We start from the raw sequence: 25,857 nt of genomic DNA on the forward strand, positions 1-25,857 counted from the left end.
GCAATTTTGCAGGCCTTCTTCGTTAATTTATCTGCCCCGTTACTACTTTCGGTACCGGGAAGTACTCAATCCCATCGCCATTTTTATATTTAGGACTGATATCCACCGGTAGTTTTCCAGAACCTTGCATCTCTCCGCCGATAATCTTTGCGGAAGCTCGCTGCAGCTCGTCGCTATTCTGATAATTCACCAGTAGCGTCTTGCTTTGTTCTACTCCGGGAAGCCCTGAAATAGTGTAGGGATTGGCAAAAAGAGCTGAAACAGTGTTCATCTTTGCTAAGCGTGCAATGAACGATTTAAGTTCGTTATTGTAGTCAATCGTGCGCTGCGGCCTTTTTCGATAATCGTGGATTCCAACGATAATCTGATTGTAATTGCTCAGTTCTTTCTGCATCCGGGAGATATCACTCGCGGAAGCAATTTTTGATAACAGGAAGTTAGTGGAATTGGGAAACCGCTTGCTTATTTCCTGTTGAAACGCGGTCAGTTCAGTTACTCCAACGCTGATAATTGCTGTTTTTTCTACGGGATTAAGTGCTTTCAGTAAGCTGTCGCTGTTTAAAACCGTAACGGCGGCGTCAGCTAGCCGTTGATTTAAAGCCATTGCTTCCGGACGGTTCAAAACCTCGTGCAAACGGGTAGTATCAAGATCAACAGGTTTGTTTAAGCCTGCCCAATACTTGGCAGCCAAAATCTTTTTTACGCTGTTGTTTACTTGTGTCCAGCTGAGTCTTTTCTCCCGGAGCGCCTGTTTGGTTAATTTAATAGCCCGCCGGGTATCTTCAGATAGCTCGATAATATCGTTACCTGCAATTATTGCTCTCACATCTGCTTCTCCTCCAGGAAAAAACTTTACTACGCCCTTCATTTCCATGGCGTCAGAAATAACTAGCCCTGTGAACCCTAGCTGTTCTTTCAACAGGCCGGTAACAATAGGTTTCGACAAAGTGGAGGGCAGATTAGGAGTACTATCCAAAGCTGGAATGTTCATATGGGCCACCATAACGCCCGATGCGCCCTGCCGAATCAATTCTTTAAAGGGATATAGTTCAAGGGTATCCAGGCGAGTTTTAGGAAAAGGCAGTTTGGGAAGATCGTAATGCGAATCTACGTCAGTATCTCCGTGTCCGGGGAAGTGTTTAATACTGACTAAAACACCTCCATCCTGCAACCCGTTCATGTAAGCCGAAGCTCTTGTCGCTACTTTAAACTTATTGTCTCCAAAAGATCTGTAGTTGATTACCGGGTTTCTTGGATTGTTATTGATATCCACAACAGGCGCGAAATTGAGATGCATTCCAAGAGTTTTAAAATCTTGTGCAATTGCTCTTCCCATGTCGTAAATCAGACGGTTATCTTGAATCGCACCGAGGGTCATCTGATAGGGATAAGACATCGTGCTGTCTAAGCGCATTCCTAAACCCCATTCGGCATCCATGGCTATCAATAAAGGAGTCTCGGATAATTGCTGGTAGCGCTCTGTTAAAATTGCCTGCCTACCTGGACCACCCTGAAAAAAAACCAGTCCACCTACCTTTTCTCGTTTGATCATTGCTGCGACTGAATCTTCGTATGCTTTTCCCTTATCCGTATGAGCCCGAACAAAAAAGAGTTGCGCAATTCGCTCTTTCCTGTTTAATTTTCGAAAAACCGAGTCTACCCACTTTTCCTGGATTGAGTTCGTAGCATTGAACGGAATCTTTCCTTGCCCCACTGCGATTAAAGAACTGGCAAGTAGCTGCAGGAAGATGAAGAGTGCGCGGTTATTCATTTATAATAGAAGTTTTAGGAGTGTGTTTAAAAATAGACAGTTGTAGTTGATTTTAAAGTCAAATTATTACAAATATTAGCAAATACTTGTTTTTATCTAACTATAAAACAGATGGCATTATTATTTCTATTAGTTTTGAAACACACATCAACACTTAGAATTATGAAACGGATATTAATTACTTCATTAATTGCTCTGGCAGCAACTGTTGTAAACGCCCAGAGTGTGACCGTAAAGGCGGGTTTAAATTACTCAAATATTACCCGCACCGGGGACGATAACTTTAAAACAGATTTCAAAACCGGCTTTCATGCCGGCGTAGGGGTAGATATTCCTCTGGTCGACCGCCTTTCTCTTGCACCTGAAATTATGTACTCTCAAAAGGGATACGAAGTAGAAACGTCAGGGGTATTTGGTACTGGTGAGCGTACCATCACTTACAATTTTGTTGAGATTCCTATCCTTGCTAAAATTACTGCAGCACCAGGCTTCAATATTCACCTGGGACCGCAGGTGTCTTTCCTCACTTCAACGACAACCACTTTTAAGTCGGGAGACAATCAGTACCGCGAGAATGTGGAAGAGGACAATGATAACCTACGTAAGAACTTGATTGGAGGAGTAGTAGGAGTTGGCTTCGACATCAGCCCGAAAGTTAATCTTCATGGTCGTTATGCACTAGATCTGAAGAGGAATGACGGAAGCGGCAATTCTACAACTCCCGAGTTTAGAAACCAGGTATTTCAGGTAGGATTAGGCTTCAGGCTTTAAGTTGCAATCGATCAGTTAATAATAAGAAAAAAGACCCGTTCAATTTTGAACGGGTCTTTTTTTTAAGGAGCTGGAGTAGTAGTGGTGCCGGTACCTGTACCCGTGGTATCGGTCGTTGTGCCAGTACCTGTGCCAGTACCTGTTCCTGTACCAGTACCCGTGCCTGTAGTGTCAGTGGTGGTTCCTGTGCCTGCAGGATCTGTGGTTCCTGTTCCGACGGCTGTGCTATCTGTCCCCGTCGTTCCCGTTCTGCTTGAAGAGCAAGCTGCCAGACCCAACCCTGAGGCTAGCAGTAGTGAAAAAAGTTTTGTTTTCATAGATAGATCATCAAATCTTACTACTAACAAAACCTTTTACCTTCGGTTTAAGAATAATTACTAAAATGTTATACCTGACCGATTTATGTTAAATTCTCTTATAAGTTGGGTTCGTAACACAGCTAATGCTATTCGGTGGTTTGCTTAAACTCGCCGGCTGTATCTTGTCCTACATGTGTTCTGGTACCACCAGAGTTAGTTTCTGAAGGTTGGTCTTGAGCAGGCTCTGTCCTTTGCGCCCCTTTGCCTTCGACTGTTTGTACCTGGGTAGAATCAAGTGCCGACTGTGATCTGTTGCTATCAAGGACTGAGCTTGTGTCTGAATAGTTCTCATTACTTTGCTGCGAGCGGTTGCTGGGAGTACAAGCGGCAAAGGCTAATCCTCCAAGAATGTATAAATATGCTTTTATTTTCATAGCTGGTTTTGTCTTAATTATTCTTTTGACTAACAAATTAAAGCTGCATTAGATTTGGCAGAAAAATAAAAAGCCCTGCAGTAATGCTGCAGGGCTAACCTTTTTTGTATTTATTAAACCTTAATTAAGAGCATCCTCCCTGGGTGCCGCAATTCAAACACTTGTAACAAGTTCCTGAGCGCACCATTATATGACCACAGTTTGTACAGGCTGGAGCGTCAGACTGTCCTCCTCCTGAAATGTCTAGCACCGGTTTTAATACCTTATCAGACGATACTTTTGATGCTTCTGTTACAGGCTCTAGTGAAGGATTTACATCTTCATCAGCCATCTGCGGGTTACCCAGAACAGCGTTCTGCTCGGTTAACACGTGTACCAGATCGGTACGGTTCAAATACTCATAGCCAAGCAAGCGGAAAATATAGTCGATGATGGAAGTCGAACTCTTGATGTTATCGTGTCCGCTAACCATACCTGATGGTTCGAAACGAGTAAATGTAAACTTGTCAACAAACTCTTCAAGTGGTACTCCGTATTGTAAACCAACCGAAACGGCAATAGCGAAACAGTTCATCAACGACCGGAACGTTGCCCCTTCTTTGTGCATATCCACGAAGATTTCTCCTAAAGTACCATCTTCGTACTCACCTGTCCGAACGTAAACTGTTTGTCCGCCAACGGATGCTTTTTGTGTAAAGCCACGACGCTTAGCAGGCATCACCTTGCGTTCAACAACTGATGATAGCTGACGTTTGAAGGTTGTATCGGTCGACTTTTCTATGATAGCACGAGCTGCCTCTAACACTTGCTCCGGAGTTAGATCGCTAAGTTTAACGTTTGCTGCTTCGCCTAATACTTCTTCTACAGAATCAATAGACTCGTCGTCTTTCTTGTCAGATTTTGTAGAAAGTGGTTGAGATAGTTTACAGCCATCACGATAAAGAGCATTAGCCTTAAGCGCAAGTTTCCATGAAAGTTCGTAGCAATCTTTAATCTCTTCAACAGTGGCTTCGTTTGGAAGGTTGATAGTTTTAGAAATCGCTCCGGATAAGAACGGCTGAGCAGCTGCCATCATTTTGATGTGACCGTGTGCGTGGATGTAACGCTGACCTTTCGCTCCACATTTGTTTGCACAGTCAAAGATAGGATAGTGCTCTTCTTTTAGATACGGAGCGCCTTCAATAGTCATCGTACCACAGATGTACTCGTTTGCTTCCGCGATTTGTTGTCTGCTGAAGCCGATAGCACGAAGAAGATTGAAATCCGGAGCATTGTACTGCTCGGTCTTAAAGCCTAGTCGTTTCAAGCAATCTTCACCCAGGGTCCATTGGTTAAATACAAATCCAATTTCAAAAGCTGCTAGCAGTGATTTGTCAATTTTCTCGAGTTCATCCTGAGTGAATCCTTTAGCAGAAAGTGTATCAAAGTTGATATGAGGAGCACCTTTTAAAGTAGCATGTCCTTTGGCATAGTTAACAATGGCTTCGATCTCATGCTCTTTGTATCCTTGGTTTCTCAGGGCTGCTGGAACACCTTGATTGATGATCTTGAAGTAGCCGCCGCCCGAAAGTTTTTTGAACTTAACCAGCGCAAAATCTGGTTCGATACCGGTAGTATCGCAATCCATTACCAAGCCGATGGTTCCTGTAGGAGCAATAACTGTAGTTTGTGCGTTGCGGTAACCGTACTTCTCGCCTAGTTCAACTGCTTTGTCCCAGGCATTGCAAGCTGCCGATAAGAGATAGTCCGGACAATATTTTTGATCGATTCCCGGAGGCGCGATTTCCAGACCCTCGTAGTTCTCTGTCGCGTTGTAAGCCGCATAGCGGTGATTGCGCATCACACGCAACATATGTTGTTTATTGTCTTCGTATCTTCTGAACGATCCCAACTCTCTTGCCATCTCTGCAGAAGTTGCATAAGCGGTACCAGTCATGATAGCAGTAATCGCACCGCCGATAGCACGTGCTTTATCGCTGTCGTAAGGAATTCCTGCAACCATCAGCATAGAACCAAGGTTCGCGTATCCTAATCCCAAAGTTCTGTAATCGTATGATAGCTGAGCAACCTCTTTTGATGGGAATTGAGCCATCAAAACTGAAATCTCCAACACAACAGTCCAAACACGGCAAGCATGCTCAAACCCTTTTACATCGAAAGTCAAGGTATCAGGGTTGAAGAAATGTGCGAGATTGATTGAGGCAAGATTACATGCAGTATTATCAAGGAACATGTACTCTGAACAAGGATTGGAAGCATTGATTCGACCTCCTTCAGGACAAGTATGCCATTCGTTAATTGTAGTATCATACTGAACTCCGGGATCTGCACAAGCCCATGCGGCGAAAGCAATATCCTGCCATAGCTTCTCGGCAGAAATTGATTTCATGATACGGCCATCAGTACGGGCTTTTAAATCCCAGGTAGAGCCAGACTCAAGAGCTCTGAAGAACGCATTTGGAATACGAACTGAGTTGTTCGAGTTTTGACCTGCTACGGTCCTGTAAGCCTCGCCTTCGTAGTCAGATGAGTAGCCGGCAGCAATTAGGGCCGCTACTTTGCGTTCCTCTTCTACCTTCCAGTTCACAAAACCTTCTATTTCCGGGTGGTCTAGATCCAGACAAACCATTTTAGCTGCACGACGAGTGGTTCCTCCCGACTTAATCGCTCCAGCAGCCCGGTCACCAATTTTAAGGAAGGACATCAAACCAGAGGAGTAGCCGCCGCCGGATAAACGTTCGTTCTCGCCGCGAATAGCAGAAAAGTTTGTTCCAACTCCTGAGCCGTATTTGAAGATTCGGGCTTCCCGCACCCAAAGGTCCATGATCCCACCTTCATTTACCAGATCATCTTCTACTGAAAGAATAAAGCAGGCGTGGGGCTGCGGACGCTCATAAGCTGAAGTCGATTTCTTCAACTCTTCAGTTTCCGGATCTACATAATAGTGTCCCTGCGGTTTACCTGAAATGCCGTAAGCACTGTGCAAGCCGGTGTTGAACCACTGCGGAGAGTTAGGCGCTGCCAACTGACCCACAATGGTGTATACTAATTCATCGTAAAAAATGTCTGCATCCTGTGGAGTTGCAAAGTATCCGTAACGAATACCCCATCGTCTCCAGCAATCCGCCATTCGGTGCGCTACCTGCTTGATGCTTTTCTCAGAACCAGTAGTGCCGTCAGCTTGAGGTACACCGGCTTTTCGGAAATATTTTTGCGCTAGAATATCAGTTGCAACCTGGCTCCAGGAAGCCGGAACTTCTACATCATTCATTTCAAACACTGCATCTCCTGCAGGATTTCTGATAACTGATGAACGCTTTTCATAAGTGAACAAATCATATACATTCACTCCTTCTTTCGAGAAGTAGCGCTGAAAGCCTAAGCCGGCTCCTTTTGCTTTTTTAGTTGCAGTATTCTTACCCATATCCTAGTATTATTTTTTGACTTTTTAATCTGTATTATCTCCTGTTGAAAAACTATAAGGAGTTTTTATCAAATTTATCAGTCCCGGCGATCGGAAGCAATTTCGGTTTTCCACAGCGATTTTTCAATTCTTAGCCTACGGGCTAAAAAATGTTCTAAATCATTTAATAGCAAGGTATTATAATGTGGAAAACTTCGAAAAACACTTGGTGTAAAGCGCAAAAAATTAAGCAAGGGGAAATTCCTGAAACTTAATGTAAAAAGAATTGAATCAGAAGGGGGAGATGCCGAAAAAAGGAGGAAAAAAATGAGAGCGTTTTGATCTTCCTGGCCGGAAGAATAAGCAGTAGAAGCGAAACTTAGACGAGTTTTGAAGTGAGAACGGTCAAAACTTTCGCAATTACATAAGCAAAAAGAGTAGAAACGGCGGCATATAGAAGCCCTGTTGCCAGTTGAACCTTGATGCTTTGCTCGGGTAAAGAAGTTTGTATTAAAAAGTAAATCATAAAGAAAAATACAAACTCAAAAAGGTACAGAATAAGTGCTTGTTTTTTCATATCGCAAGATAAAAAAAGTGGCCGAACAAATTCGGCCACTTTTTAAATTTTAATGTTGTTCTTAATCAACCACCGTTACTCTGATCATATTAGTTTTGCCTTTCTTTTCGATCGGCATTGCTGCTGTATTGATCACGATTTCTCCCGGCATTATTAATCTTTCATCTTTTAATATACGGTTCACATCGCTGATGGATTGATCAGTACTTTCAGATTTATCATAATAAAAGCCTCTAACTCCCCAAAGTAAACTAAGGGTATTCAACAGTGATTTATTGCTGGTGAAGATGAAGGTACTTGCTTTCGGACGATGGCTTGAAATTTCAAAAGCTGTATATCCTGATGAAGTCATCGCTACAATACCAATCGCATTTGTTTTTTCTGAAAGATAAACTGCAGATCCGCAAACTGCGTCAGACATATATCTTGGAGAATTGTCATTTAGTTTTTTAGGCGTTTGATAAGGGTACGCTGTTTCCTCAATGTTCTTGATGATTTTCGCCATTGTCTCAATAACGATCAGCGGGAACTCGCCTACTGAGGTTTCCCCGCTAAGCATTACAGCATCCGCTCCATCCAGCACAGAGTTTGCAACGTCATTCACTTCTGCACGGGTTGGACGTGGTGTAGTGATCATGCTTTCGAGCATCTGTGTAGCCACAATAACAGGCTTAGATGCCTCACGACATTTACGTGCAATCATTTTTTGCAACACAGGCACCTGCTCCATTGGCATCTCCACACCCAGGTCTCCACGGGCCACCATTACCCCGTCAGTAGCAGCAATAATAGCATCTATGTTGTCAATAGCCTCTGGTTTCTCGATTTTAGCAATTACCCGCGCAGTCTTTCCGCTTCGGCTGATGATTCTTTTCAGATCAACGATATCTTCAGCTGTACGAACAAAAGAAAGTCCGATCCATTCAACATCGTTTTCCAAAGCTAGCTCAAGATTGCTTAAGTCTTCTTCAGTTAAGCTGGGGATAGAAATTTTAGTATTTGGAAGGTTTACTCCTTTACGGGATGTGAGAATACCACCATGAATAACTTCACAAACCACGGTATCTTTATTGTTTGTGTCGATTACCCGCATCTGCAGCTTGCCATCATCTAACAAAATGGTCTCGCCTGCTCTTACATCTTTTGGGAAGTTTTGATAGGTGATGTAGATCTGTTTGTCGTTGCCCAACATCTCATTAGTGGTAATTTCAATGCGATTACCATTAATTAAATGTATGCCACCATCTTGAACTTTACCGATTCGGATTTTTGGTCCCTGAAGGTCGGCAAGAATACCTACGTGGGTTTTATATTGTTTGTTGATTTCCCGGATGGTGTCGATAGTTTTCTGATGGTCGGCCTGGCTGCCGTGCGAAAAATTTAACCGGCAAACATCTACCCCAGCCTTAATCATGCTGAGTAGTGTTTCTTTACCCGACGATGCCGGGCCTAATGTTGCAACTATTTTTGTCCTTTTATGAACTTGTCTCATCGTAACCTATTTGTATAATTTCAAAATTGGTGTATTTTCTACACTATGAATAACTCTGCTAAAATATTAGATTTTCTTTAGATTTCAACTTTTCCGGATTAACTTCCACGGCAACAACAACTTCAGGCAACTTGTTTAGACCATCTATAAAATGTGTCAAGTCCTCATCGTCAATGTAATTTCGGATAAGGATGAAGTAATCAACTTGCTTCATTTCCGGGATTAAGAATCCGTCGCTTCCCTTATTGCCTAGTAAAAAGAATTCTGTTTCAGAGCCTGGAGCCTGGTGCAGGTATCTGGAAAAGTAAACCGGTTCTTCCTTTTTAATTTGAAAGGAGAGCTCATCGATTTTGGAGAAGTCTACATTTAACTGCCTGTTGATTTTGAAGCAAAGCAAGTAGTCTTTTAATGAACACGTGATTGCTATTAAAACAAAATCCAGATCTAGTTCGTATTTTAATGTAAGCTTATTCAAAACCTCAATTAAACGCAACGAAATTACAAAAGAATACCAATTATAAGTGTGATGTTGCTCATTTTTGAGTGAAAACAAAAAGGTTTGATATTTATCAGAATTTATTTTTCTTTGCACAGAATTATTAAAAACCACTAAAAATTAAAACTATGTCTGATATCGCTTCAAGAGTAAAAGCAATTATCGTTGAAAAACTAGGTGTAGATGAGAGTGAAGTGACACCTGAAGCATCTTTCACTAACGACCTAGGTGCAGACTCTTTGGACACTGTAGAGCTAATCATGGAGTTCGAAAAAGAGTTCAACGTTGCTATTCCTGATGACCAGGCTGAAACTATCGGTACTGTTGGCCAGGCAATCGCTTATTTAGAGAAGAACGTAAAATAATCCACGCTGCCAAAATATAAATGGAGCTTAAAAGAGTTGTAGTAACAGGGCTTGGTGCGCTTACCCCTATCGGAAATACTGTTTCAGAGTACTGGAACAGCTTGATCAACGGGGTAAGCGGCGCCGCTCCGATTACACGGTTTGACGCTACTAACTTCAAAACCAAATTTGCCTGTGAAGTAAAAAACTTCAATCCTGAAGATTTTCTTGACAGAAAAGAAGCACGTAAGGTTGACCCTTTCGTGCACTATGCGATTGCATCCACAGATGAAGCTGTTAAAGATGCGGGGTTTGATGATTTTAGTAAGTTTGATACCAATAGAATCGGCGTAATTTGGGGCTCAGGTATAGGTGGATTAAAAACTTTTCTGGACGAAGTGGTAAATTTCGCCAAGGGAGATGGAACCCCGCGATTTAATCCCTTCTTTATTCCTAAGATGATCCTGGATATAGCTCCTGGACATATTTCTATTAAGTATGGTTTAAGAGGACCTAACTTCTCTACTGTTTCTGCTTGTGCATCCTCTACCAATGCGCTGATCGATTCTTTCAATTACATTCGCCTGGGAATGGCAGATGTGATTATTTCGGGAGGATCTGAGGCAATAATTAACGAAGCAGGGATGGGCGGTTTCAATGCTATGCATGCCTTGTCGACAAGAAATGATGATCCTACTACCGCTTCACGTCCCTTCGATAAAGATCGGGATGGATTCGTTGCCGGTGAAGGTGCTGGAACAATTATACTTGAAGAGCTTGAGCACGCCAAAGCCAGGGGCGCCAAAATCTATGCTGAAATTGTTGGTGGTGGTATGAGTGCCGACGCGAACCATATTACAGCTCCTCACCCCGAGGGCTTGGGTGCCCGTCTTGTAATGACCAATGCATTAAAAGATGCAGGTCTAACTACCTCTGATATCGACTATATCAACGTTCATGGGACCTCCACTCCTCTGGGAGATATTAGTGAATCTAAAGCTATAATCGACTTGTTTGGAGAAAATGCCTATGAGTTGAATATAAGTTCTACCAAGTCGATGACAGGACATTTACTTGGTGCAGCCGGGGCAATCGAAAGTATTGCTTCTATTCTGGCAGTGAAGAATAATATAATTCCTCCGACAATTAATCACTTCACTGACGATCCAGAGATCGACCCTCGTTTAAATTTAACCTTCAACAAAGCTCAAGAGCGCACCGTTCGTGCTGCTCAGAGTAATACTTTTGGGTTTGGAGGGCACAACGCCTCCGTAATCTTCAAGAAATACGAAGAATAAAAAGAGCAGGTTTTGGTTAGATAACTAAAACCTGTTTTTTTATAGATATTGCTATTTTGATATAAAATAGACTAAATGCCTTTCTCTAGTATCTATAAGCTGTACTTTTCCAAAAACAGGCAATACGTAAGATCATTAAAAAACCTTCTCGGCTTTGTCCCAGGGAATCTCAATCTTTATCGTATGGCTTTCAGGCACCGCTCTGTGGCAAAGCTTATGAAAAATGGTACGAAGAATAGCAATGAGCGACTTGAGTTTTTAGGCGATGCTGTACTCGGATCTGTAATTGCTGAAGAGCTATTCAAACGCTATCCGTATAAGACTGAAGGTTTTCTGACAGAAATGCGGTCTAAAATTGTAAGTCGAGCCAACCTCAATCAGTTAGCCAGGAAGATGGGTTTGAACGAGCTAATTGAATACGATAACCGCATTGTTAACTATCCCGCCAAACAGGGCTCCTTGCTTGGAGACGCTTTCGAGGCACTCATTGGAGCTATTTACCTCGACAAGGGTTATAACTTTACTCACTCTTTCATTCTGAATCGGATCATAAAACCGCACATCGATATCCATACTCTTGAAAACACAGAAACAAATTTTAAGAGTAAGTTGATAGAGTGGTGTCAGCGGCATAGTAAGGATGTTACGTTTGAGCTAATCGCTAACAATGAAGGCGATAGCACAAAACTTTTTACAGTGCAAGTGACTATTGACGGTGAGACCAAGGGTACTGGTCGTGATTATAATAAGAAAAATGCGGAGAAGCTAGCTGCGGAGAAGGCTTGCGAAGCCTTGAATATCTAATGAAGTATTACCTTTTACATGGTCACAGCTTTCTGGTGCTATGTATCATCGTGTTAACACCCTTTGCGCTTTTCTTAAATCTTGATTCCTATCAGCTAAGTTTTGAGGAACCCCGAAGGGGTCTTGTTGCAATTGAAATGCTGATTCGGGATAATTCCCTGGTTCCTACCACAAACGGTGTTCTCTATTACAATAAGCCGCCCTTGTATAACTGGGTATTAATTGTGCTTTTTCAGCTATTTGGTACCAGCGAATGGGTAGTGAGGCTCCCTACGGTGCTTTCTGTTATTGGGATTTCTGCAGTCCATTATTTTTTCAGTAAGAGATATATCGGAACAAATGCTGCTTTGTTATCGTCGTTGTTTTTTATCACTTGTGCGGATATCCTCTTTTATTTTTCCTACTTAGGGGAGATTGATCTTTTTTATGCTTTTGTTGTATACCTTCAAGGAGTCTCTATATTCTACTTTTATCAGCGGCGGTCTTTTTGGTTATTATTTCTCGTCTCTTATTTCTTTACTTCTGTAGGAGTATTGACAAAAGGAATCCCATCTATTGTTTTTCAAGGCATCAGTCTTCTTATGGTTTTCATCCTTAACAGGGATTTAAAAAGGGTGTTTTCTTTTGCTCATGTGGGTGGTTTTGCGGCATTTGTCCTTATTTGCGGCGGATACTTCTATAGTTACTCAAAATACTATCCTGTTGAACCTTATCTAGCCCGCCTTTTCACCGAGACATTCTCCCGTTCGGCCATAGAGAATTCTACGGGAACCAACCTCAGTCACTTGCTGAAGTTTCCTGCCATGTTAATCAAAATTTCTGCGCCGTGGTGCCTTTTATTTTTGATTCCAGCACCTTACAAAAGGTTAATTCGGGACAATGCATTTCTAAAATATTGCCTCTGGTTTGTGATTGCTAATATCTCTATATACTGGCTGTCGCCCGGGACGAGAGACCGTTATTTGTACATGTTTTTCCCATTCATTTTGTCCATTCTTGCCTATGGCTTGCATGAGAGTCGCTGGGTAAAAAAGGACCTTTGGCTGAGGCGGTCCTCGAAAGGTATAGGTACACTTCTTGTCCTCGGCCTGTTTGTCCTTGCTTATTTTGGCTTCAAGACTTCTGCCGTCTTCTCGGCCTGTTTCTGCATAATTCTAGGCATTACGCTAGCTTATTTAGTCATTTCACAAAAGGGGAATACCCAGCCACTTTTACTACTTGTGATTATGTTACTTGTAGGTAGAATTGGTTTTGATCTTGTTGTGTTGCCCACTAAAAAGCGCGACGACCCTTACAAGGCAGATGCAAGAAAGATGGCTTCGATTGTGGACAATAACCCAATATATCTTGTTGGAAAGCCCGAACTGGCGACAGATCAAGTTCGGTTTGGAGGAATAGAGTTCGCTACATTTAAAAGAGAAGAACCGACTTTCCTGTCCTTTCAAACCTCGTTTTATCTCTCGAAGTTTACCGGTAGGGTAGTTCAATATACTTCTAAAAAAGAATTGGATGGGTTTTATATTAGTAGGGAAGGCTTGGCTGAACCCAATAAGATCGAGGTATTCTATCGGTTTAAAAACAGAGAAAACCTCTGGTTTGTCCTATTCAAATACAAGTAATACAACTCCCTCCCCATTTTACGAAGAGGGAGCAGATGTTATTTAAGTTTGCTCAAGGCCTCTTTAACCCTCGGAATCATTGCTGCAATTTCCTCGGTCGAACATGCTCCTACGGAAGCTCTAAACCAATTCACTTCATGACCTGTGCCGAAAGCAGAAAAGGGAACCAAGGCTACTTTTGCTTCTTTTATCAAGTAAAAGTTGATGTCTGAGCTGTCCTTCAGCGTGTTTCCGTCGGGAGTTGTTTTGCCCGCGTAATCCAACTTGAGTGTAAGATAAATAGCCCCCATGGGTTCTATTGCATCTACAGCAAAGCCTTCTGACTTCAATTCCTGAAAGCCCTTGTATAGCGTATCAAGACTTGCCTGGATACGATCTTTAAATCCGTTTAAATACGATGAGACTGCTTCACTATCATTCAGGTAATGAGACATGGCTACCTGTTCCGGCTTTGGTGCCCAGGCTCCCATATGGCCAACGATCGAGCGCATCTTATCAATAACATAAGCCGGTCCAAAGCCCCAGCCTACTCGCACTCCTGTTGCAGCAAAGCATTTGGATGCCCCGTCAATATAGACTACGTAATCTTTAAGTTCAGGACGAAGGCTAACCGGATCTACGTGCCCGTGGCTGCCGAAGGTCAACATCGCGTAGATCTGATCATACAAAATATAAAGGGGCTTTTCTCCTTCAGGGCGGTTCTTGTTTTCTTCCAACACCAGGTCGCAGATCTCCTCGAGGTTTTGTTTACCAAACATCGTTCCTGTCGGATTCAAAGGAGAACATAAAGCGAGTAAGGTAGCGCCTTTTATGTGTGGACGAAGATCGTCTGCCGTAGGCATGAAGTTGTTTTCTGCCTTGGTTGGAACCGCTATTCCCTTAGCGGAGGTCAAGTCACAATAGTGATTGTTATTCCAGGATGGTGCGGGGAAAATAACGGTATCACCGGGATCAACAAGCGCCAGATAAGTAGCGTAAATGATGGGACGCGAACCGCTTGAAATCAAAATCTCGTTCGTGTTGAGCTTCAATCCAAACTGTTTATCCATAAAACGACTCACGCTTTCGCGCAGTGTAAGCAGACCGTCTGCAGGGGGATAATTGGTTTGATGCTGATCGTATGCGACTTTGATTCCTGCAGTTAATTCCTCAGGAATAGGAAACAGCGAAGCATCAAAATCACCGATTGTTAAATTCGCGATTTGTTGACCCTGTTTCTTTAATTCGTTTATCTCGCCCGCTATCTTGATGATCTCAGAGCCTTTTAAATGTTGTGCTAAACGCGATACTGACATGGTATATTGAGTTCGTTATTCTGAAACTAATTCTTGAATTGCAGCTTCTACCTTGTCAAAGTTGAAACCTGATTTGGTACTTTTGAAAGCCGCAGCAATTTGATCATTACATAGGTTACCGATGCTTCCTTCGTGCGTGTGTTGTACTTTTTCCGGGGCTTTGAATTCGCCTCTTTCAATCTCGTAGCCAACTTTCTTATACGCTTCGCGGAAAGGTACTCCTTTCAGTACTTCTTCATTAACTGCTTCTACGCTGAAAAGATAAAGGTACTTTTCATCCTTTAGAATCTCATCTTTAACTGAAATATTCTGAAGCATGAAGGTGGCCATCTCCAGACATTCGTTTAGTGATTGAAATGCAGGAAATAAGTTCTCTTTTAGCAACTGCAAGTCACGATGGTAGCCAGAAGGAAGGTTGGTCGTCATCATTGCTATTTCATTGGGTAACGCCTGTATCTTATTACAACGAGACCGCATTAATTCAAACACGTCCGGGTTCTTCTTGTGAGGCATGATGCTCGAACCGGTGGTGAGTTCATCAGGGAAGCTGATAAATCCAAAGTTCTGGTTGATAAACAGCGTCACATCCATAGAAAACTTTGCCAGAGTGGCTGCAATGGAGGACATCGCCTGAGCAAGAATCCTTTCTGTTTTTCCTCTTCCCATCTGGGCGTAGACGACATTGTAATTCAAAGAATCAAATCCTAACAATTCTGTCGTCATGGTACGATTTAAAGGGAATGAGGAACCATAACCTGCGGCTGACCCTAGCGGATTTTTATTGCAAACCTTCCAGGCTGCCAGCATCATTTCAAGATCATCAACAAGGCTTTCCGCATAGGCTCCAAACCACAGGCCAAAGGAAGACGGCATGGCGATTTGCAGGTGCGTGTAGCCCGGAAGCAATTTTTCTTTATGTTCTTCGCTCAAGGTGATAAGTTGATTGAAGAGCGTTTCTGTGTTTTCTACCGTACGTTGGATCTGGCTTCTAAAGTAGAGCTTCAAATCGACCAAAACCTGATCATTCCTGGAGCGGCCGCTATGAATCTTCTTCCCAGCCTCGCCAACCCGCTGTGTAAGGAGAAGCTCCACCTGAGAATGGACATCTTCTACACCGTCCTCGATCACAAATTGACCGTCCTCTATTTCCCTGTAGATATTCTTAAGCTCTTTCTGGACAAGGTCGAGGTCTTCTTTACTTAGCAGGTTGATACTCTCGAGCATTCTGGTATGAGCCAGAGAACCAAGTACATCAAAGGCTGCCATTTCAGCATCCAGCTCCCGATCTCGACCAACGGTGAATGTTTCTACTGATTTTTCTACCTGCTTATCTTTCTGCCAAAGCTTCATTTCTAGTTACGATTTTAGATTAATAGATTTCAAGGCACGAAACTTCCTTGTCTTCTAAGAATTTTATGATTTGTTCCTCCTTTTGAATAAGAAGGTTTGCTATAAAAAGAGTTGTAGTGTTTCCTGTTCTCAGCCAGATTATTTTTGGAGGATGACCATACAAATTTGAAAAATCGTAGAAATCAGCATCAAAAGTTACAACAACGAAATTGTTCACCTTTGCGAATTCCCAGATTTCTTTGTCCCTGGCACCTTCCAAATTAAGCTGTCGGACTTGTTCGGAGCCAGAAAAATGATTACCAAGAATTTTGACAACTCGGAAAGAGATATTTTGGTCGAATAGCAGTTTCACTATATTACGCGTATTCTATGTTCCCGATCGGCAGCATACGCCAAACAAGCTTGAACTGCTTCCTCTGTTAATTCCGGAAAATCTGAAATGATCTCTTCCATTGACATTCCGTTTGCAAGCCATCCCAGAACGTCCGAAACTGAGATTCTAGTCGATTTTACACACGGTTTCCCAAAACGTACTTCTGGTCTTATTTCAATATATTCTCTATAGTCCATGGTTGTGAAGGGAAATTTATCAAAGATACAAATTCCATTTATGGCGAATTACCTCAACAATTTCTCCAAAATACTAATATATAGCTCTACGCCCTGGTAAATCTCGTCGATATGGATAAACTCGTCGGCAGAATGAGATCGAGCGCTGTCTCCGGGGCCTATTTTAACCGAAGTGATATCTAAAAGAGCTTGATCGCTGGTGGTTGGAGAGCCGTAGGCTTTACGACCTAAAGCAAGACCAGCCTGAACGAAGGGATGATCTATGCTTATTGAGGATGGCTTTAACCGAGTAGATCGCGGCGTAACCTCTGCCTCGACATGCTCTTTTATAATTGCGACAACCTCCTCATTCCGGTACGCATCAGTAACACGGACATCTACTGTAAACTTGCACTCTGCAGGAACAACATTATGTTGAGATCCCGCATTGATCACAGTTACCGACATTTTAATAGGTCCAAAAAGCGTTGATTCTTTCGGAAACCTAAACGTTCGAAACCATTCAATGTCTTTTAAGGCCTTGTAAATCGCATTTTCTCCTTCTTCTCTTGCTGCATGTCCGGCTTTACCGTGAGCTACGCAGTCTAACACGATTAGTCCTTTTTCGGCAATTGCCAGGTCCATCAAGGTTGGTTCACCTACGATAGCGAAGTCCAAAGGACCAAGCGAGGGTACTAATGATTCAATGCCATTCTTGCCCGATACTTCTTCTTCGGCTGTAGCAGCCATGCAGAGGTTATACCTTAAATCCTTCTGACCATAAAAATGCCTGAAAGTAGCAATCAGGGAAACCAGACAACCGCCTGCATCATTACTGCCCAGTCCGTATAGTTTTCCATCTTCAACTTCTGCGGAAAAAGGATCGCGGGTATAGCCGGTATTAGGCTTTACTGTGTCGTGATGAGAGTTTAATAGGATGGTAGGCTTTGCAGGATCGTAATATTGATTAAACGACCAAATGTTGTTCTGCTGCCGCTTCGGATCAAGACCGTGTTCCCGAAAAAAGAACTCGATAGCATCCGCTGTTTTATCTTCCTCCCGTGAAAAAGACGGAATAGCAATCAGGCCCTTTAATAAATCAATACTATCGTCGGCGAGCTGCTTTGACATTAGTTCGTGTCTTTATAGAGTCCTGAAGCTTTAACCGCAGCGTGTTTGATTCCCTTGATCAAAGCGGCGCTGAAGCCGTTGTGCTCCATTTCGTTCAAGCCGGCGATGGTACAGCCCTTAGGAGAAGTCACTTTGTCGATCTCGTGCTCGGGATGTGTGCCATGAGCGAGCAATAGATCTGCTGCTCCTTTGGCAGTCTGAACCGCCATCTTTAAAGCATCTTCTGCATGAAAACCAATCTCGACACCACCCTGAGATGCTGCCCGAATTGATCTTAAGAAGAAAGCGATTCCGCTAGCGCATAAGGCTGTTGCAGACGACATCAGTTCTTCATTAATTTGAACCACTGAACCTACCGTTTCAAACAGGCGTTTTGTTAAGGCAACATTTACCTGATTGGCGTTGTCAGTAGTAATACAAGTCATTGACTGCCCAATTGATATCGCTGTATTCGGCATTGCACGCACTACCTGAATATTTTCTTCTGCCAGTTGTGTCTTGATATCCCGACAGGCAACTCCCGTTACTACGGAAATGATTAGGTGCCTGCTAACATCAATTGCTTCTTTAATTTCAGCCAGCAGATTATTCAGCTGTTGTGGAAGAACAGCCAGCACTACGATTGAGGCGTTCGACACCGCTTCAAAGTTATTGATGGTGACATTGTAGCCCTGTTCCGCTTGCTTTGACAGGCCGTGCAGACTTCTGCGAGTTAACGTAATTTGAGAAGCCTGATAGGTTTGCGATTTTACCAATCCATCCGCGAAGGCTAAGCCCATATTGCCGCTTCCGAGTATCGCCATGTTTCCGTTTAAGTCCATTTTATGCAAATAATCTGGTTCCGAATAATTGTTCTTTTAATGCCGGTAGCTCATCTGATTTACCGATATACACTTCTGTTACCCCACTATTGATTGCCTTGAAAGCATTCTCCAATTTGGGAAGCATGCCTCCTGCAATAATATTATCCGCTTTGAGGCTCTCAAATTCAGAGGAACTGATTTCTCTGATCACCGAATCATCGCTCGTCACATCCCTTAAAACTCCCTTCTTCTCGAAGCAATAGACCAGGCTGGTTTTATGTGAACGCGCCATTGCTACCGCGATAGCCGACGCGATGGTGTCTGCATTTGTATTAAGGAGCTGGCCTTCGCCGTCATGAGTAATTGCCGAGAATACCGGAACTACTCCCGTTTTAAGCAGGGCGCTTAATTTCTCGCTGTCAACCGAATCCTCCTGAAGATCTCCAACGAAGCCATAGTCGATTTCCTTCACGGGACGACGTTTTGCACGGATGAGATTAGCATCCGCACCGGTTAAGCCGATAGCGTTGCATTGAAAGCGTTGCAATTGCGCCACAATATTTTTATTGATCAAGCCGGCGTAAACCATTGTTACCACCCGGAGCGTCTCTATATCCGTAATTCTTCGGCCATCCACCATTTTAGGTTCGATACCAAGTGTGTGCGATAAATCCGTGGCGATTTTTCCTCCCCCATGAATAAGGATTTTATACCCGTCTAAGGAACTGAAATCATTTAAGAAGTTATGGAGGTTTTCGGAGTTGTCGATGACATTTCCTCCAACCTTGATAATGTATAAAGGTTTCATTATTGCAAGCCCTCCAGAATTCCCTTCAACACCACCTGGGCAGCCCACACGCGGTTCGCTGCTTCCTTAATTACTAGTGAATCTTCGCTGTCCAGAATGTCTGAACCAAGTTCTAAATCCCGACGAACCGGTAAGCAGTGCATCACCTTGCCGCCATTGGTTACTTTCAGCTTCTCCTGATTCATCATCCAGCCATCGCCGGCAGTTAAAATCTTACCATAATCCTCATAGCTGGACCAGTTCTTTACGTAGACAAAATCTGCTCCGGCTAAAGCTTCGTCCTGATTGTAGGTGATTTTTGCTCCGGGAGTAAATTGTTCCGCCAGTTCATATCCTTCAGGATGGGTAATTACAAACTCAATCATTCCCTCCTGTTGCGCTTTGCACATCCATTCGGCGAATGAATTAGGTACGGCCTGCGGAAGAGGCTTTACATGCGGAGCCCAGGTTAATACCACCTTTGGTTTCGCTGTGTTCTTATATTCTTCAATCGTGATCAAGTCGGCCAAACTCTGTAGTGGATGGCGGGTTGCACTCTCCAAACTAACTACTGGCTTACCGCTGAATCTAATAAACTTGTTAAAGATATCTTCGCTGTAATCTTCTTCTTTATCTTTTAAAGATGGGAAAGAACGAATACCCAAAATATCGCAATACTCGCCCATTACGCCTGCAGCTTCCCGGATATGTTCTACTGTCGTCCCGTTCATCACAACCCCATCTCTCGTTTCTAATGCCCATCCCTCTTTGTCGATGTTCATTACAATCGGAGTCATGCCCAGATTAAGCGCTGCCTTTTGAGTACTTAAGCGGGTGCGAAGACTAGGGTTTAGAAATATTAAGCCGATGGTTTTATTTTTTCCGAGATCCTGATAAGCGAAAGGATTTTTTTTAAGAGCTAATGCTTCCCGAACAATTGCAGGAACATTTGCAACATCGTGTACTGAAGTGAATAGTTTCATTTCTTTGAGGTGAAAGGTAAAAGCAGGAAGGTTAAAGATTCCCTGCAAAAGCCTTAAAGGCAAAATTATAAAAAAAGGCTATGCTTCAAGCTTTAATCAGCCAGAAGCATAGCCTTATCTTTATTAGTTAAATAGTTTATGTCTTAGATGCTTACTTCTGCTGCTTTTAATATCCGATTGAAAGCGTCTAAGAATCGATCCGCATGAGCTTTCGATAAATTTAAAGCAGGAAGTAGTCTGATTACGTTTGGTTTTGCCTCTCCGGTAAAGATGTGGTGTTTGAACAACAGCTCTTTTTTTACATGACCCAGCTCCTCGGGTAAATCAATTCCAATCATTAATCCACGACCCCTTACTTCTTTTATTTGAGGGAACTTTTGAAGCTCAGTTATGAGGTAAGTACCCACCTCAGAAGCATTTAGCAACAAATTATCCTGTTCAATAACTTCTAGTACTGACAAAGCCGCAGCACAAGCCAGATGATTTCCACCGAATGTAGTTCCCAGCATTCCATGCCAAGGCTTGAATTTAGGAGCAATAGAGATCGCACCAATTGGAAAACCATTGCCCATTCCTTTCGCCATGGTGTATACGTCAGCATCTATTCCTGCAAAGTCGTGGGCATAGAACTGACCGGTACGGCCGTATCCATCCTGAACCGAATCAGCAATAAAGACAGCATTGTATTGATCACAAAGCGAACGGATTTTCTGAAGGAAGGATTGTGAAGCTACCTTAATTCCACCAACGCCCTGAATTCCTTCAATAATCACTGCACAGATTTCATTGCCTTGTTCGGCAAATGCCTGTTCTATGGCAGCTTCATCGTTATGAGGAAGGAATATTACGTTTTCGTTTTCATTAACCGGTGCTACGATCTTCGGATTGTCGGTAACCGTTACCGCTAAGGATGTCCGCCCGTGAAATGCGCCCTTGAATGCAATTACTTTTTTACGTCCGTTATAGAAGGAAGCAAGTTTCAATGCATTTTCATTGGCTTCCGCCCCCGAGTTAATTAAAAACAGGGTGTAGTCTTCTTTACCAGAGACCTGTCCTAGCGTTTCAGCCAGTTCCTTTTGAAGCGGTATTTCAACCGAGTTCGAATAAAATCCGAGTTGATTCAGCTGCTCTGTTACGCGAGCAACATAATGAGGATGAGTATGTCCGATAGAAATAACAGCGTGGCCGCCGTATAAATCAAGGTACTCTTGACCTTTGTTATCCCAAACTAAGCTACCCTGGCCTTTAACAATCTCAATAGGATTGATGGGGTAAACGTCAAATAAATTCATATTCTAAAGAGGTTAAAGGTGAAAGCTGAAAGGTAAAAGACCCCAACTATCTTCGCCACCACATCTTTTAGCTACTTTTCAGCCCTTAAAAATTTAATGAAACCAATAAGCATTGCCTTTACTTCATTGATTTCACTATTTACTTCTTCAAATTTACTAAAAGAGATATACTCGAGATCCTTGATTGGCAGCAAGGTATATTCCACTTCCAATGCTGACCCTAAGGAGTTATCCAGGTAATGACAAAAATCTTTATCTGTATTTTTACCACATCCTTCAACAACATTCATAGGAACTGAATAAACCGATCTTCGAAGTTGGCTCGCTAACGCAGATTTTTCTTCGGCTGGCATCAGCGGAATAACTTCTTTATAAATTTTAAGAGTTAGCCGGTGAGCCTTTTGCCAAACTTCAAGCTTTTTATAATCTCTCATTGTATGGTTAAAACGGAAAGGTAGGGCTTTTACTTTTCGCCTTTCCTGGTTTGCTAAAGCGCCTGGTCAATCCCTTTAACCTTTCGCCTAAAAGGCCTGTGCTTTAAGGCGAAGTCCTGCCCTCTCGTCTAAGCCAAACATCAGGTTCATGTTTTGAACCGCTTGTCCGGATGCCCCTTTTAATAAATTATCTATAATGCTTAGTATCATTACCTTGTTTCCATGTTTCTCTACATGAACCAAGCATTTATTGGTATTCACGACTTGTTTTAAGTCGATGTTTTTCTTGCTTACATGAGTAAATTCATGCCCTGCATAATATTCTTCATATAGACTCTCCAGGTCCTCCTGGCTTAAGTCACATTCCGTGTATACCGAGGCCATGATGCCTCGGGTAAAGTCACCCCGGTACGGAATAAAGTTAATATCCGACTCAAATGCAGGCTGTAATTGCTTGATGCTCTCCCCGATCTCTTTCAAATGCTGATGACCAAAGGCTTTGTAAACGGATAAATTGTTATTCCTCCAACTGAAGTGGGAAGTAGCAGAAAGACTTTGTCCCGCTCCTGTCGAACCGGTGGTAGCGGAGATGTGTACTTCCTTGTTTAACAAACCAGCCTTGGCTAAAGGAAGCATTGCCAGTTGCAAACAGGTAGCGAAACAACCCGGGTTAGCAATATTCTGAGCGGATCTGATCTTGTCCCGGTTTAGTTCGGGCAAACCATAAACGAAGTTTTTACTAGCTATAGCTGCAGTTTTTCCCAGTCGGAAGTCCTGACTTAAATCGATAATTTTAATTCGATCATCCACAGGATTTGCTTCCAAAAACTTTTTTGCGTCGCCATGTCCTACGCATAAGAAGAGCACGTCGATATCCTGAGATAAATCGCTAGTGAATTTAAGGTCGGTATCGCCGATCAAATCCGTATGAACATCATAGATATAATTAACAGCGTTACTGTTACTGTGAACGAAAGAGATATCAACGTTAGGATGATTTACCAGGATTCGAAGCAGCTCTCCTCCTGTGTATCCCGCTCCGCCTACAATACCTGCCTTAATTCTCATCCGTATTTACGTTATGGTAAATTTTTACCTGGTTTCCAAATATCTTAGAGAAGCCTTTTACATCATCACCGGTATAACCTTCGTTCATTTCGCCATAGCTTCCAAACTTGCTAGCCATTAAATCATGTTTCGATTCAATACCGATCACCTGAAAACGATAAGGGTATAATTGCACAAAGACCTTTCCTGTAACCGTTTTTTGCGTATCAGCCAAAAATGCTTCAATGTTACGCATCACCGGATCGTGGAATTGCCCCTCGTGCATCCAATTACCGTAGAACATAGAAAGTTGGTCTTTCCAGCTCAACTGCCATTTAGTTAAAGTGTGTTTTTCTAACGCATGGTGGGCTTTGATAATTACCATCGGAGCGGCAGCTTCAAAGCCAACCCGTCCTTTAATCCCAATGATCGTATCACCTACGTGAATATCACGACCAATTCCGTAAGGAGCAGCGATAGCCTGAATAGCTTTAATTGCGTCTGTAGGATGCTCGTAGCTTGTTCCGTTCACTGCAACCAGCTCGCCTTTATCAAACTCAACAATTAATTCTTCAGATTCAGTTTTAGTAACCTGAGTTGGCCATGCCTCTTCCGGAAGAACTCCTTTTGATTTCAGAGTTTCTTTTCCACCTACCGAAGTTCCCCAAATACCTTTATTGATTGAGTAAGCAGCCTTTTCAAAGTTGAACTCCACTCCGTGGGATTTCAGGTACTCTATTTCTGCTTCACGGGATAATTTCAGATCTCGGATAGGAGTAATGATGCCAATATTAGGACAAAGGATATTGAAGATCATGTCGAACCGAACTTGGTCGTTGCCAGCACCAGTTGAACCATGGGCCACATAATCAGCTCCAATTTCTTTCGCATATTCAGCGATAGCAGTTGCCTGAGTTACACGTTCAGCACTTACAGAAAGCGGATAAGTATTATTCTTCAACACATTACCATAAATAAGGTAACGGATGTAATCGTCATAATATCCCTTCACCGCATCAACAGCGTGGTGAGAAGCAACACCTAGAGCGTATGCACGTTTCTCGATGTGCTCCAGCTCTTCTTTGCTAAAACCACCGGTGTCAACAATAACTGAGTGTACTTCAAGACCTAAGTCTTTAGAAAGGTAGATGGCACAATATGATGTATCTAATCCTCCGCTAAAGGCTAAAACTACTTTTTTCATTTGAGTGATATGTTATTAAGTTGAGATGTGGAAACTACATGCAGCAAAACAGGCCTGGCCTTAGTTTTACTGCACATAGTTCTTTCATTATAAGTGTAAGTATTTTGGAACCAGCGTGACAAAGCCTACCAAAACTTTTGCTGAGCGTTTGATAGAATCTTCTATGCGCTCAAGCAGAGAAGATTTGTGCGTCATCTCCTTTTCTCTCGCTTCTTTAGCTGCCTTTTCGGCTGCTGCTCTTTCCTCAGCTTCCTTCTGTTTTTCAACAGGATCAAAAAGCATCGCCGTGCAGAGACAGTTTTTGCGGCCTTTTGCTGTTAGGATATCAAAGTTAACACAGCTCTGGCAGCCTTTCCAGAAATTCTCATCCTGTGTCAGTTCGGAGTAAGTCACGGGCTCGTAACCCAGCTCCGAATTGATTTTCATCACAGCCAGGCCTGTTGTTAAACCGAAGATCTTTGCGTCAGGATATTTTTCTCTTGATAATTCAAAAATCCGCTTCTTAATAGCCTTTGCTAACCCGCACTTTCTAAACACCGGATTAACAATCAGCCCCGAGTTGGCAACGAATTCTCCGTGACTCCAGGTCTCAATATAGCAGAAGCCCGCCCAGGTTCCATCTTTATGCAAAGCAATCACCGCCTTGCCCTCGATCATCTTATCAGCCACGTATTGCGGACTGCGACGAGCTATACCAGTGCCCCGAGCTTTCGCCGATTCTGCCATTTCATCACAAATCTGTTCTGCATACCCGGCATGCGCTTCAGATGCTACTACTACAGAGAAATCGTTTTCGTTCATTTCAAAAAATCCGTTTATACGGAATAAGACTTTAATTGTTGTCTTTGGACCTAATCAGAAAATATTGTTAACTAAATTACCGCGAAAGGGTATATCAAAAGGGCTGCCAAACAGAATCAAAATCTGGGCATGAACGGTCGTCGGGGACGGAAGATTAATTTTTCACTGTATTTTGGACGTACCATAGCGCATACATAAGCAATTTTTGCTTCTGCTGCGGTAACGATATTTAAGATGGATACGTTCATTTTCTTTCTTCGACTAACAGTGCGTGAATTAGTTTAAAACAGTGCAAAAGTATTGAATAAAAAATAACTATTACAACCTGAATTAATTTTTTTTATTCAGCTGCATGTCAAGAAATTAAACAGAAATTTCAGCTGGAAAGGGAGCGAGTTTCAGCAGGAAAAAGTCTTCCTGCTGAATGAAGGCTTTTAGAATGGCAGATCGTCTGCAGCATCATTATGGATACTCGCGATCTCGTCTTGAATCTTAGGAGTATTCGCTACATCACTGTTTGTGTAGCCGAACTCATTATCTTTTCTCCCCAAAAGAGTAAGATTTTCTGCCACAATCTCTGTCAGATACCGCTTATTGCCCTCTTTATCATCATAGGATCTGGTCCGTAGCTTGCCTTCAACATAGACCTGTCTGCCCTTATGCAAATACTTGGCAGCAATATCAGCAAGCCCTCGCCAGGCAACTACATTATGCCATTCAGTTTGTTCAACCCGACGACCATCTTTAGTTGTGTAGGATTCGGAGGTAGCTATCGGAAACGTAGCTACAGAAACTCCATTTTCGAGGTGGCGAACTTCGGGGTCCTTGCCCAAGTTTCCCACCAAAATTACTTTGTTTACGCTTGACATAGAA

The 25,857-nt window shown here is 42.7% G+C and carries 25 protein-coding genes; 5 read left to right on the plus strand and 20 right to left on the minus strand.

Annotated features, from left to right (window positions below; all coding sequences use genetic code 11):
• Positions 1-22: 22 nt before the first annotated feature.
• Positions 23-1,771, minus strand: coding sequence for a glycoside hydrolase family 3 protein (locus tag J4N23_RS14800; RefSeq protein ID WP_207428421.1), 1,749 nt, complete (start codon positions 1,769-1,771; stop codon positions 23-25).
• A 162-nt stretch (positions 1,772-1,933) separates the two neighbouring features.
• Here J4N23_RS14800 and J4N23_RS14805 point away from each other — a divergent pair, with 162 nt between their 5' ends.
• Complete coding sequence (locus J4N23_RS14805; RefSeq protein ID WP_207428422.1) at positions 1,934-2,542, plus strand: porin family protein; 609 nt, start codon at positions 1,934-1,936, stop codon at positions 2,540-2,542.
• A 62-nt stretch (positions 2,543-2,604) separates the two neighbouring features.
• Here the strand turns inward: J4N23_RS14805 and J4N23_RS14810 are convergent, their stop codons facing one another.
• From J4N23_RS14810 to J4N23_RS14830, 5 genes are all read right to left on the minus strand, one after another.
• The gene (locus J4N23_RS14810; RefSeq protein ID WP_207428423.1) at positions 2,605-2,859 is read right to left on the minus strand and encodes a hypothetical protein; all 255 of its coding nucleotides are present in this window, start codon (positions 2,857-2,859) and stop codon (positions 2,605-2,607) included.
• 128 nt (positions 2,860-2,987) lie between these two features.
• On the minus strand, positions 2,988-3,275 hold the full coding sequence (locus tag J4N23_RS14815) for a hypothetical protein (RefSeq protein WP_207428424.1): 288 nt from the start codon (positions 3,273-3,275) through the stop codon (positions 2,988-2,990).
• Between the two features lie 124 nt (positions 3,276-3,399).
• Positions 3,400-6,699 carry a vitamin B12-dependent ribonucleotide reductase gene (locus J4N23_RS14820; RefSeq protein WP_207428425.1) on the minus strand — a complete coding sequence of 1,100 codons (3,300 nt, stop codon included), beginning with the start codon at positions 6,697-6,699 and terminating at the stop codon, positions 3,400-3,402.
• Positions 6,700-7,316: 617 nt separating this feature from the next.
• Positions 7,317-8,747: a pyruvate kinase gene (gene pyk, locus J4N23_RS14825; protein WP_207428426.1), complete on the minus strand. Its 1,431-nt coding sequence runs from the start codon at positions 8,745-8,747 to the stop codon at positions 7,317-7,319.
• A 58-nt stretch (positions 8,748-8,805) separates the two neighbouring features.
• Positions 8,806-9,222, minus strand: a complete 417-nt coding sequence (locus J4N23_RS14830) for an IPExxxVDY family protein (RefSeq protein WP_207428427.1) — start codon at positions 9,220-9,222, stop codon at positions 8,806-8,808.
• A 149-nt stretch (positions 9,223-9,371) separates the two neighbouring features.
• On the opposite strand from J4N23_RS14830, the gene J4N23_RS14835 reads away from it, so the two are divergent.
• The 4 genes from J4N23_RS14835 (at position 9,372) to J4N23_RS14850 (ending at position 13,308) form a co-directional block, all read left to right on the plus strand.
• Positions 9,372-9,608 carry an acyl carrier protein gene (locus J4N23_RS14835; protein ID WP_008508386.1) on the plus strand — a complete coding sequence of 79 codons (237 nt, stop codon included), beginning with the start codon at positions 9,372-9,374 and terminating at the stop codon, positions 9,606-9,608.
• Between the two features lie 20 nt (positions 9,609-9,628).
• Positions 9,629-10,885 (plus strand): beta-ketoacyl-ACP synthase II, encoded by a 1,257-nt coding sequence (gene fabF, locus J4N23_RS14840; RefSeq protein ID WP_207428428.1) that lies wholly within the window; start codon positions 9,629-9,631, stop codon positions 10,883-10,885.
• A gap of 75 nt (positions 10,886-10,960) precedes the next feature.
• Positions 10,961-11,689 carry a ribonuclease III gene (rnc, locus tag J4N23_RS14845; RefSeq protein ID WP_207428430.1) on the plus strand — a complete coding sequence of 243 codons (729 nt, stop codon included), beginning with the start codon at positions 10,961-10,963 and terminating at the stop codon, positions 11,687-11,689.
• A complete protein-coding gene (locus J4N23_RS14850; protein ID WP_207428432.1) occupies positions 11,689-13,308 on the plus strand; it encodes a glycosyltransferase family 39 protein in 1,620 nt (539 codons plus the stop codon). Before rnc ends, J4N23_RS14850 begins: the two co-directional genes overlap by 1 nt.
• 38 nt (positions 13,309-13,346) lie before the next feature.
• On the opposite strand, the gene J4N23_RS14855 is transcribed toward J4N23_RS14850, so the two are convergent.
• The 14 genes from J4N23_RS14855 to J4N23_RS14920 all read right to left on the minus strand — a co-directional run bounded on the left by J4N23_RS14855 (position 13,347) and on the right by J4N23_RS14920 (position 25,853).
• Entirely contained in the window at positions 13,347-14,603 is a 1,257-nt protein-coding gene (locus J4N23_RS14855; protein ID WP_207428433.1) for a pyridoxal phosphate-dependent aminotransferase, read from the minus strand.
• Between the two features lie 15 nt (positions 14,604-14,618).
• A complete protein-coding gene (gene argH / locus J4N23_RS14860) occupies positions 14,619-15,953 on the minus strand; it encodes an argininosuccinate lyase (RefSeq protein ID WP_207428435.1) in 1,335 nt (444 codons plus the stop codon).
• A 19-nt stretch (positions 15,954-15,972) separates the two neighbouring features.
• Positions 15,973-16,305: a DUF5615 family PIN-like protein gene (locus tag J4N23_RS14865; protein ID WP_207428436.1), complete on the minus strand. Its 333-nt coding sequence runs from the start codon at positions 16,303-16,305 to the stop codon at positions 15,973-15,975.
• Complete coding sequence (locus J4N23_RS21275) at positions 16,305-16,523, minus strand: DUF433 domain-containing protein (RefSeq protein WP_207428437.1); 219 nt, start codon at positions 16,521-16,523, stop codon at positions 16,305-16,307. Before J4N23_RS21275 ends, J4N23_RS14865 begins: the two co-directional genes overlap by 1 nt.
• 48 nt (positions 16,524-16,571) lie before the next feature.
• Positions 16,572-17,633: a M20 family metallo-hydrolase gene (locus J4N23_RS14875; RefSeq protein ID WP_207428438.1), complete on the minus strand. Its 1,062-nt coding sequence runs from the start codon at positions 17,631-17,633 to the stop codon at positions 16,572-16,574.
• A complete protein-coding gene (gene proC, locus J4N23_RS14880) occupies positions 17,633-18,454 on the minus strand; it encodes a pyrroline-5-carboxylate reductase (RefSeq protein WP_207428439.1) in 822 nt (273 codons plus the stop codon). Before proC ends, J4N23_RS14875 begins: the two co-directional genes overlap by 1 nt.
• A gap of 1 nt (position 18,455) precedes the next feature.
• On the minus strand, positions 18,456-19,244 hold the full coding sequence (argB, locus tag J4N23_RS14885; RefSeq protein ID WP_207428440.1) for an acetylglutamate kinase: 789 nt from the start codon (positions 19,242-19,244) through the stop codon (positions 18,456-18,458).
• Positions 19,244-20,206 (minus strand): acetylornithine carbamoyltransferase, encoded by a 963-nt coding sequence (locus J4N23_RS14890; protein WP_207428441.1) that lies wholly within the window; start codon positions 20,204-20,206, stop codon positions 19,244-19,246. Before J4N23_RS14890 ends, argB begins: the two co-directional genes overlap by 1 nt.
• A 143-nt stretch (positions 20,207-20,349) precedes the next feature.
• Entirely contained in the window at positions 20,350-21,498 is a 1,149-nt protein-coding gene (locus J4N23_RS14895; protein ID WP_207428442.1) for an aspartate aminotransferase family protein, read from the minus strand.
• Positions 21,499-21,569: 71 nt separating this feature from the next.
• A complete protein-coding gene (locus J4N23_RS14900; protein ID WP_207428443.1) occupies positions 21,570-21,932 on the minus strand; it encodes a four helix bundle protein in 363 nt (120 codons plus the stop codon).
• An 87-nt stretch (positions 21,933-22,019) separates the two neighbouring features.
• Complete coding sequence (gene argC / locus J4N23_RS14905) at positions 22,020-23,000, minus strand: N-acetyl-gamma-glutamyl-phosphate reductase (RefSeq protein WP_207428444.1); 981 nt, start codon at positions 22,998-23,000, stop codon at positions 22,020-22,022.
• Positions 22,990-24,183, minus strand: coding sequence for an argininosuccinate synthase (argG, locus tag J4N23_RS14910; protein WP_207428445.1), 1,194 nt, complete (start codon positions 24,181-24,183; stop codon positions 22,990-22,992). Before argG ends, argC begins: the two co-directional genes overlap by 11 nt.
• A gap of 87 nt (positions 24,184-24,270) precedes the next feature.
• A complete protein-coding gene (locus J4N23_RS14915) occupies positions 24,271-24,984 on the minus strand; it encodes a GNAT family N-acetyltransferase (RefSeq protein WP_207428446.1) in 714 nt (237 codons plus the stop codon).
• 434 nt (positions 24,985-25,418) lie between these two features.
• Positions 25,419-25,853, minus strand: a complete 435-nt coding sequence (locus tag J4N23_RS14920; RefSeq protein ID WP_207428447.1) for a single-stranded DNA-binding protein — start codon at positions 25,851-25,853, stop codon at positions 25,419-25,421.
• Positions 25,854-25,857 lie beyond the last annotated feature (4 nt).

Source organism: Pedobacter sp. SYSU D00535, from assembly GCF_017355855.1.
Taxonomy (GTDB): Bacteria; Bacteroidota; Bacteroidia; order Sphingobacteriales; family Sphingobacteriaceae; genus Desertivirga.

Bases quoted from the DNA above. Each gene is read 5' to 3' on its own strand.
- J4N23_RS14800 (WP_207428421.1), bottom strand. From the start codon at position 1,771: ATGAATAACCGCGCACTCTTCATCTTCCTGCAGCTACTTGCCAGTTCT.
- J4N23_RS14805 (WP_207428422.1), top strand. From the start codon at position 1,934: ATGAAACGGATATTAATTACTTCATTAATTGCTCTGGCAGCAACTGTT.
- J4N23_RS14810 (WP_207428423.1), bottom strand. From the start codon at position 2,859: ATGAAAACAAAACTTTTTTCACTACTGCTAGCCTCAGGGTTGGGTCTG.
- J4N23_RS14815 (WP_207428424.1), bottom strand. From the start codon at position 3,275: ATGAAAATAAAAGCATATTTATACATTCTTGGAGGATTAGCCTTTGCC.
- J4N23_RS14820 (WP_207428425.1), bottom strand. From the start codon at position 6,699: ATGGGTAAGAATACTGCAACTAAAAAAGCAAAAGGAGCCGGCTTAGGC.
- pyk (WP_207428426.1), bottom strand. From the start codon at position 8,747: ATGAGACAAGTTCATAAAAGGACAAAAATAGTTGCAACATTAGGCCCG.
- J4N23_RS14835 (WP_008508386.1), top strand. From the start codon at position 9,372: ATGTCTGATATCGCTTCAAGAGTAAAAGCAATTATCGTTGAAAAACTA.
- fabF (WP_207428428.1), top strand. From the start codon at position 9,629: ATGGAGCTTAAAAGAGTTGTAGTAACAGGGCTTGGTGCGCTTACCCCT.
- rnc (WP_207428430.1), top strand. From the start codon at position 10,961: ATGCCTTTCTCTAGTATCTATAAGCTGTACTTTTCCAAAAACAGGCAA.
- J4N23_RS14850 (WP_207428432.1), top strand. From the start codon at position 11,689: ATGAAGTATTACCTTTTACATGGTCACAGCTTTCTGGTGCTATGTATC.
- J4N23_RS14855 (WP_207428433.1), bottom strand. From the start codon at position 14,603: ATGTCAGTATCGCGTTTAGCACAACATTTAAAAGGCTCTGAGATCATC.
- argH (WP_207428435.1), bottom strand. From the start codon at position 15,953: ATGAAGCTTTGGCAGAAAGATAAGCAGGTAGAAAAATCAGTAGAAACA.
- J4N23_RS21275 (WP_207428437.1), bottom strand. From the start codon at position 16,523: ATGGACTATAGAGAATATATTGAAATAAGACCAGAAGTACGTTTTGGG.
- J4N23_RS14875 (WP_207428438.1), bottom strand. From the start codon at position 17,633: ATGTCAAAGCAGCTCGCCGACGATAGTATTGATTTATTAAAGGGCCTG.
- proC (WP_207428439.1), bottom strand. From the start codon at position 18,454: ATGGACTTAAACGGAAACATGGCGATACTCGGAAGCGGCAATATGGGC.
- argB (WP_207428440.1), bottom strand. From the start codon at position 19,244: ATGAAACCTTTATACATTATCAAGGTTGGAGGAAATGTCATCGACAAC.
- J4N23_RS14890 (WP_207428441.1), bottom strand. From the start codon at position 20,206: ATGAAACTATTCACTTCAGTACACGATGTTGCAAATGTTCCTGCAATT.
- J4N23_RS14895 (WP_207428442.1), bottom strand. From the start codon at position 21,498: ATGAATTTATTTGACGTTTACCCCATCAATCCTATTGAGATTGTTAAA.
- J4N23_RS14900 (WP_207428443.1), bottom strand. From the start codon at position 21,932: ATGAGAGATTATAAAAAGCTTGAAGTTTGGCAAAAGGCTCACCGGCTA.
- argC (WP_207428444.1), bottom strand. From the start codon at position 23,000: ATGAGAATTAAGGCAGGTATTGTAGGCGGAGCGGGATACACAGGAGGA.
- argG (WP_207428445.1), bottom strand. From the start codon at position 24,183: ATGAAAAAAGTAGTTTTAGCCTTTAGCGGAGGATTAGATACATCATAT.
- J4N23_RS14915 (WP_207428446.1), bottom strand. From the start codon at position 24,984: ATGAACGAAAACGATTTCTCTGTAGTAGTAGCATCTGAAGCGCATGCC.
- J4N23_RS14920 (WP_207428447.1), bottom strand. From the start codon at position 25,853: ATGTCAAGCGTAAACAAAGTAATTTTGGTGGGAAACTTGGGCAAGGAC.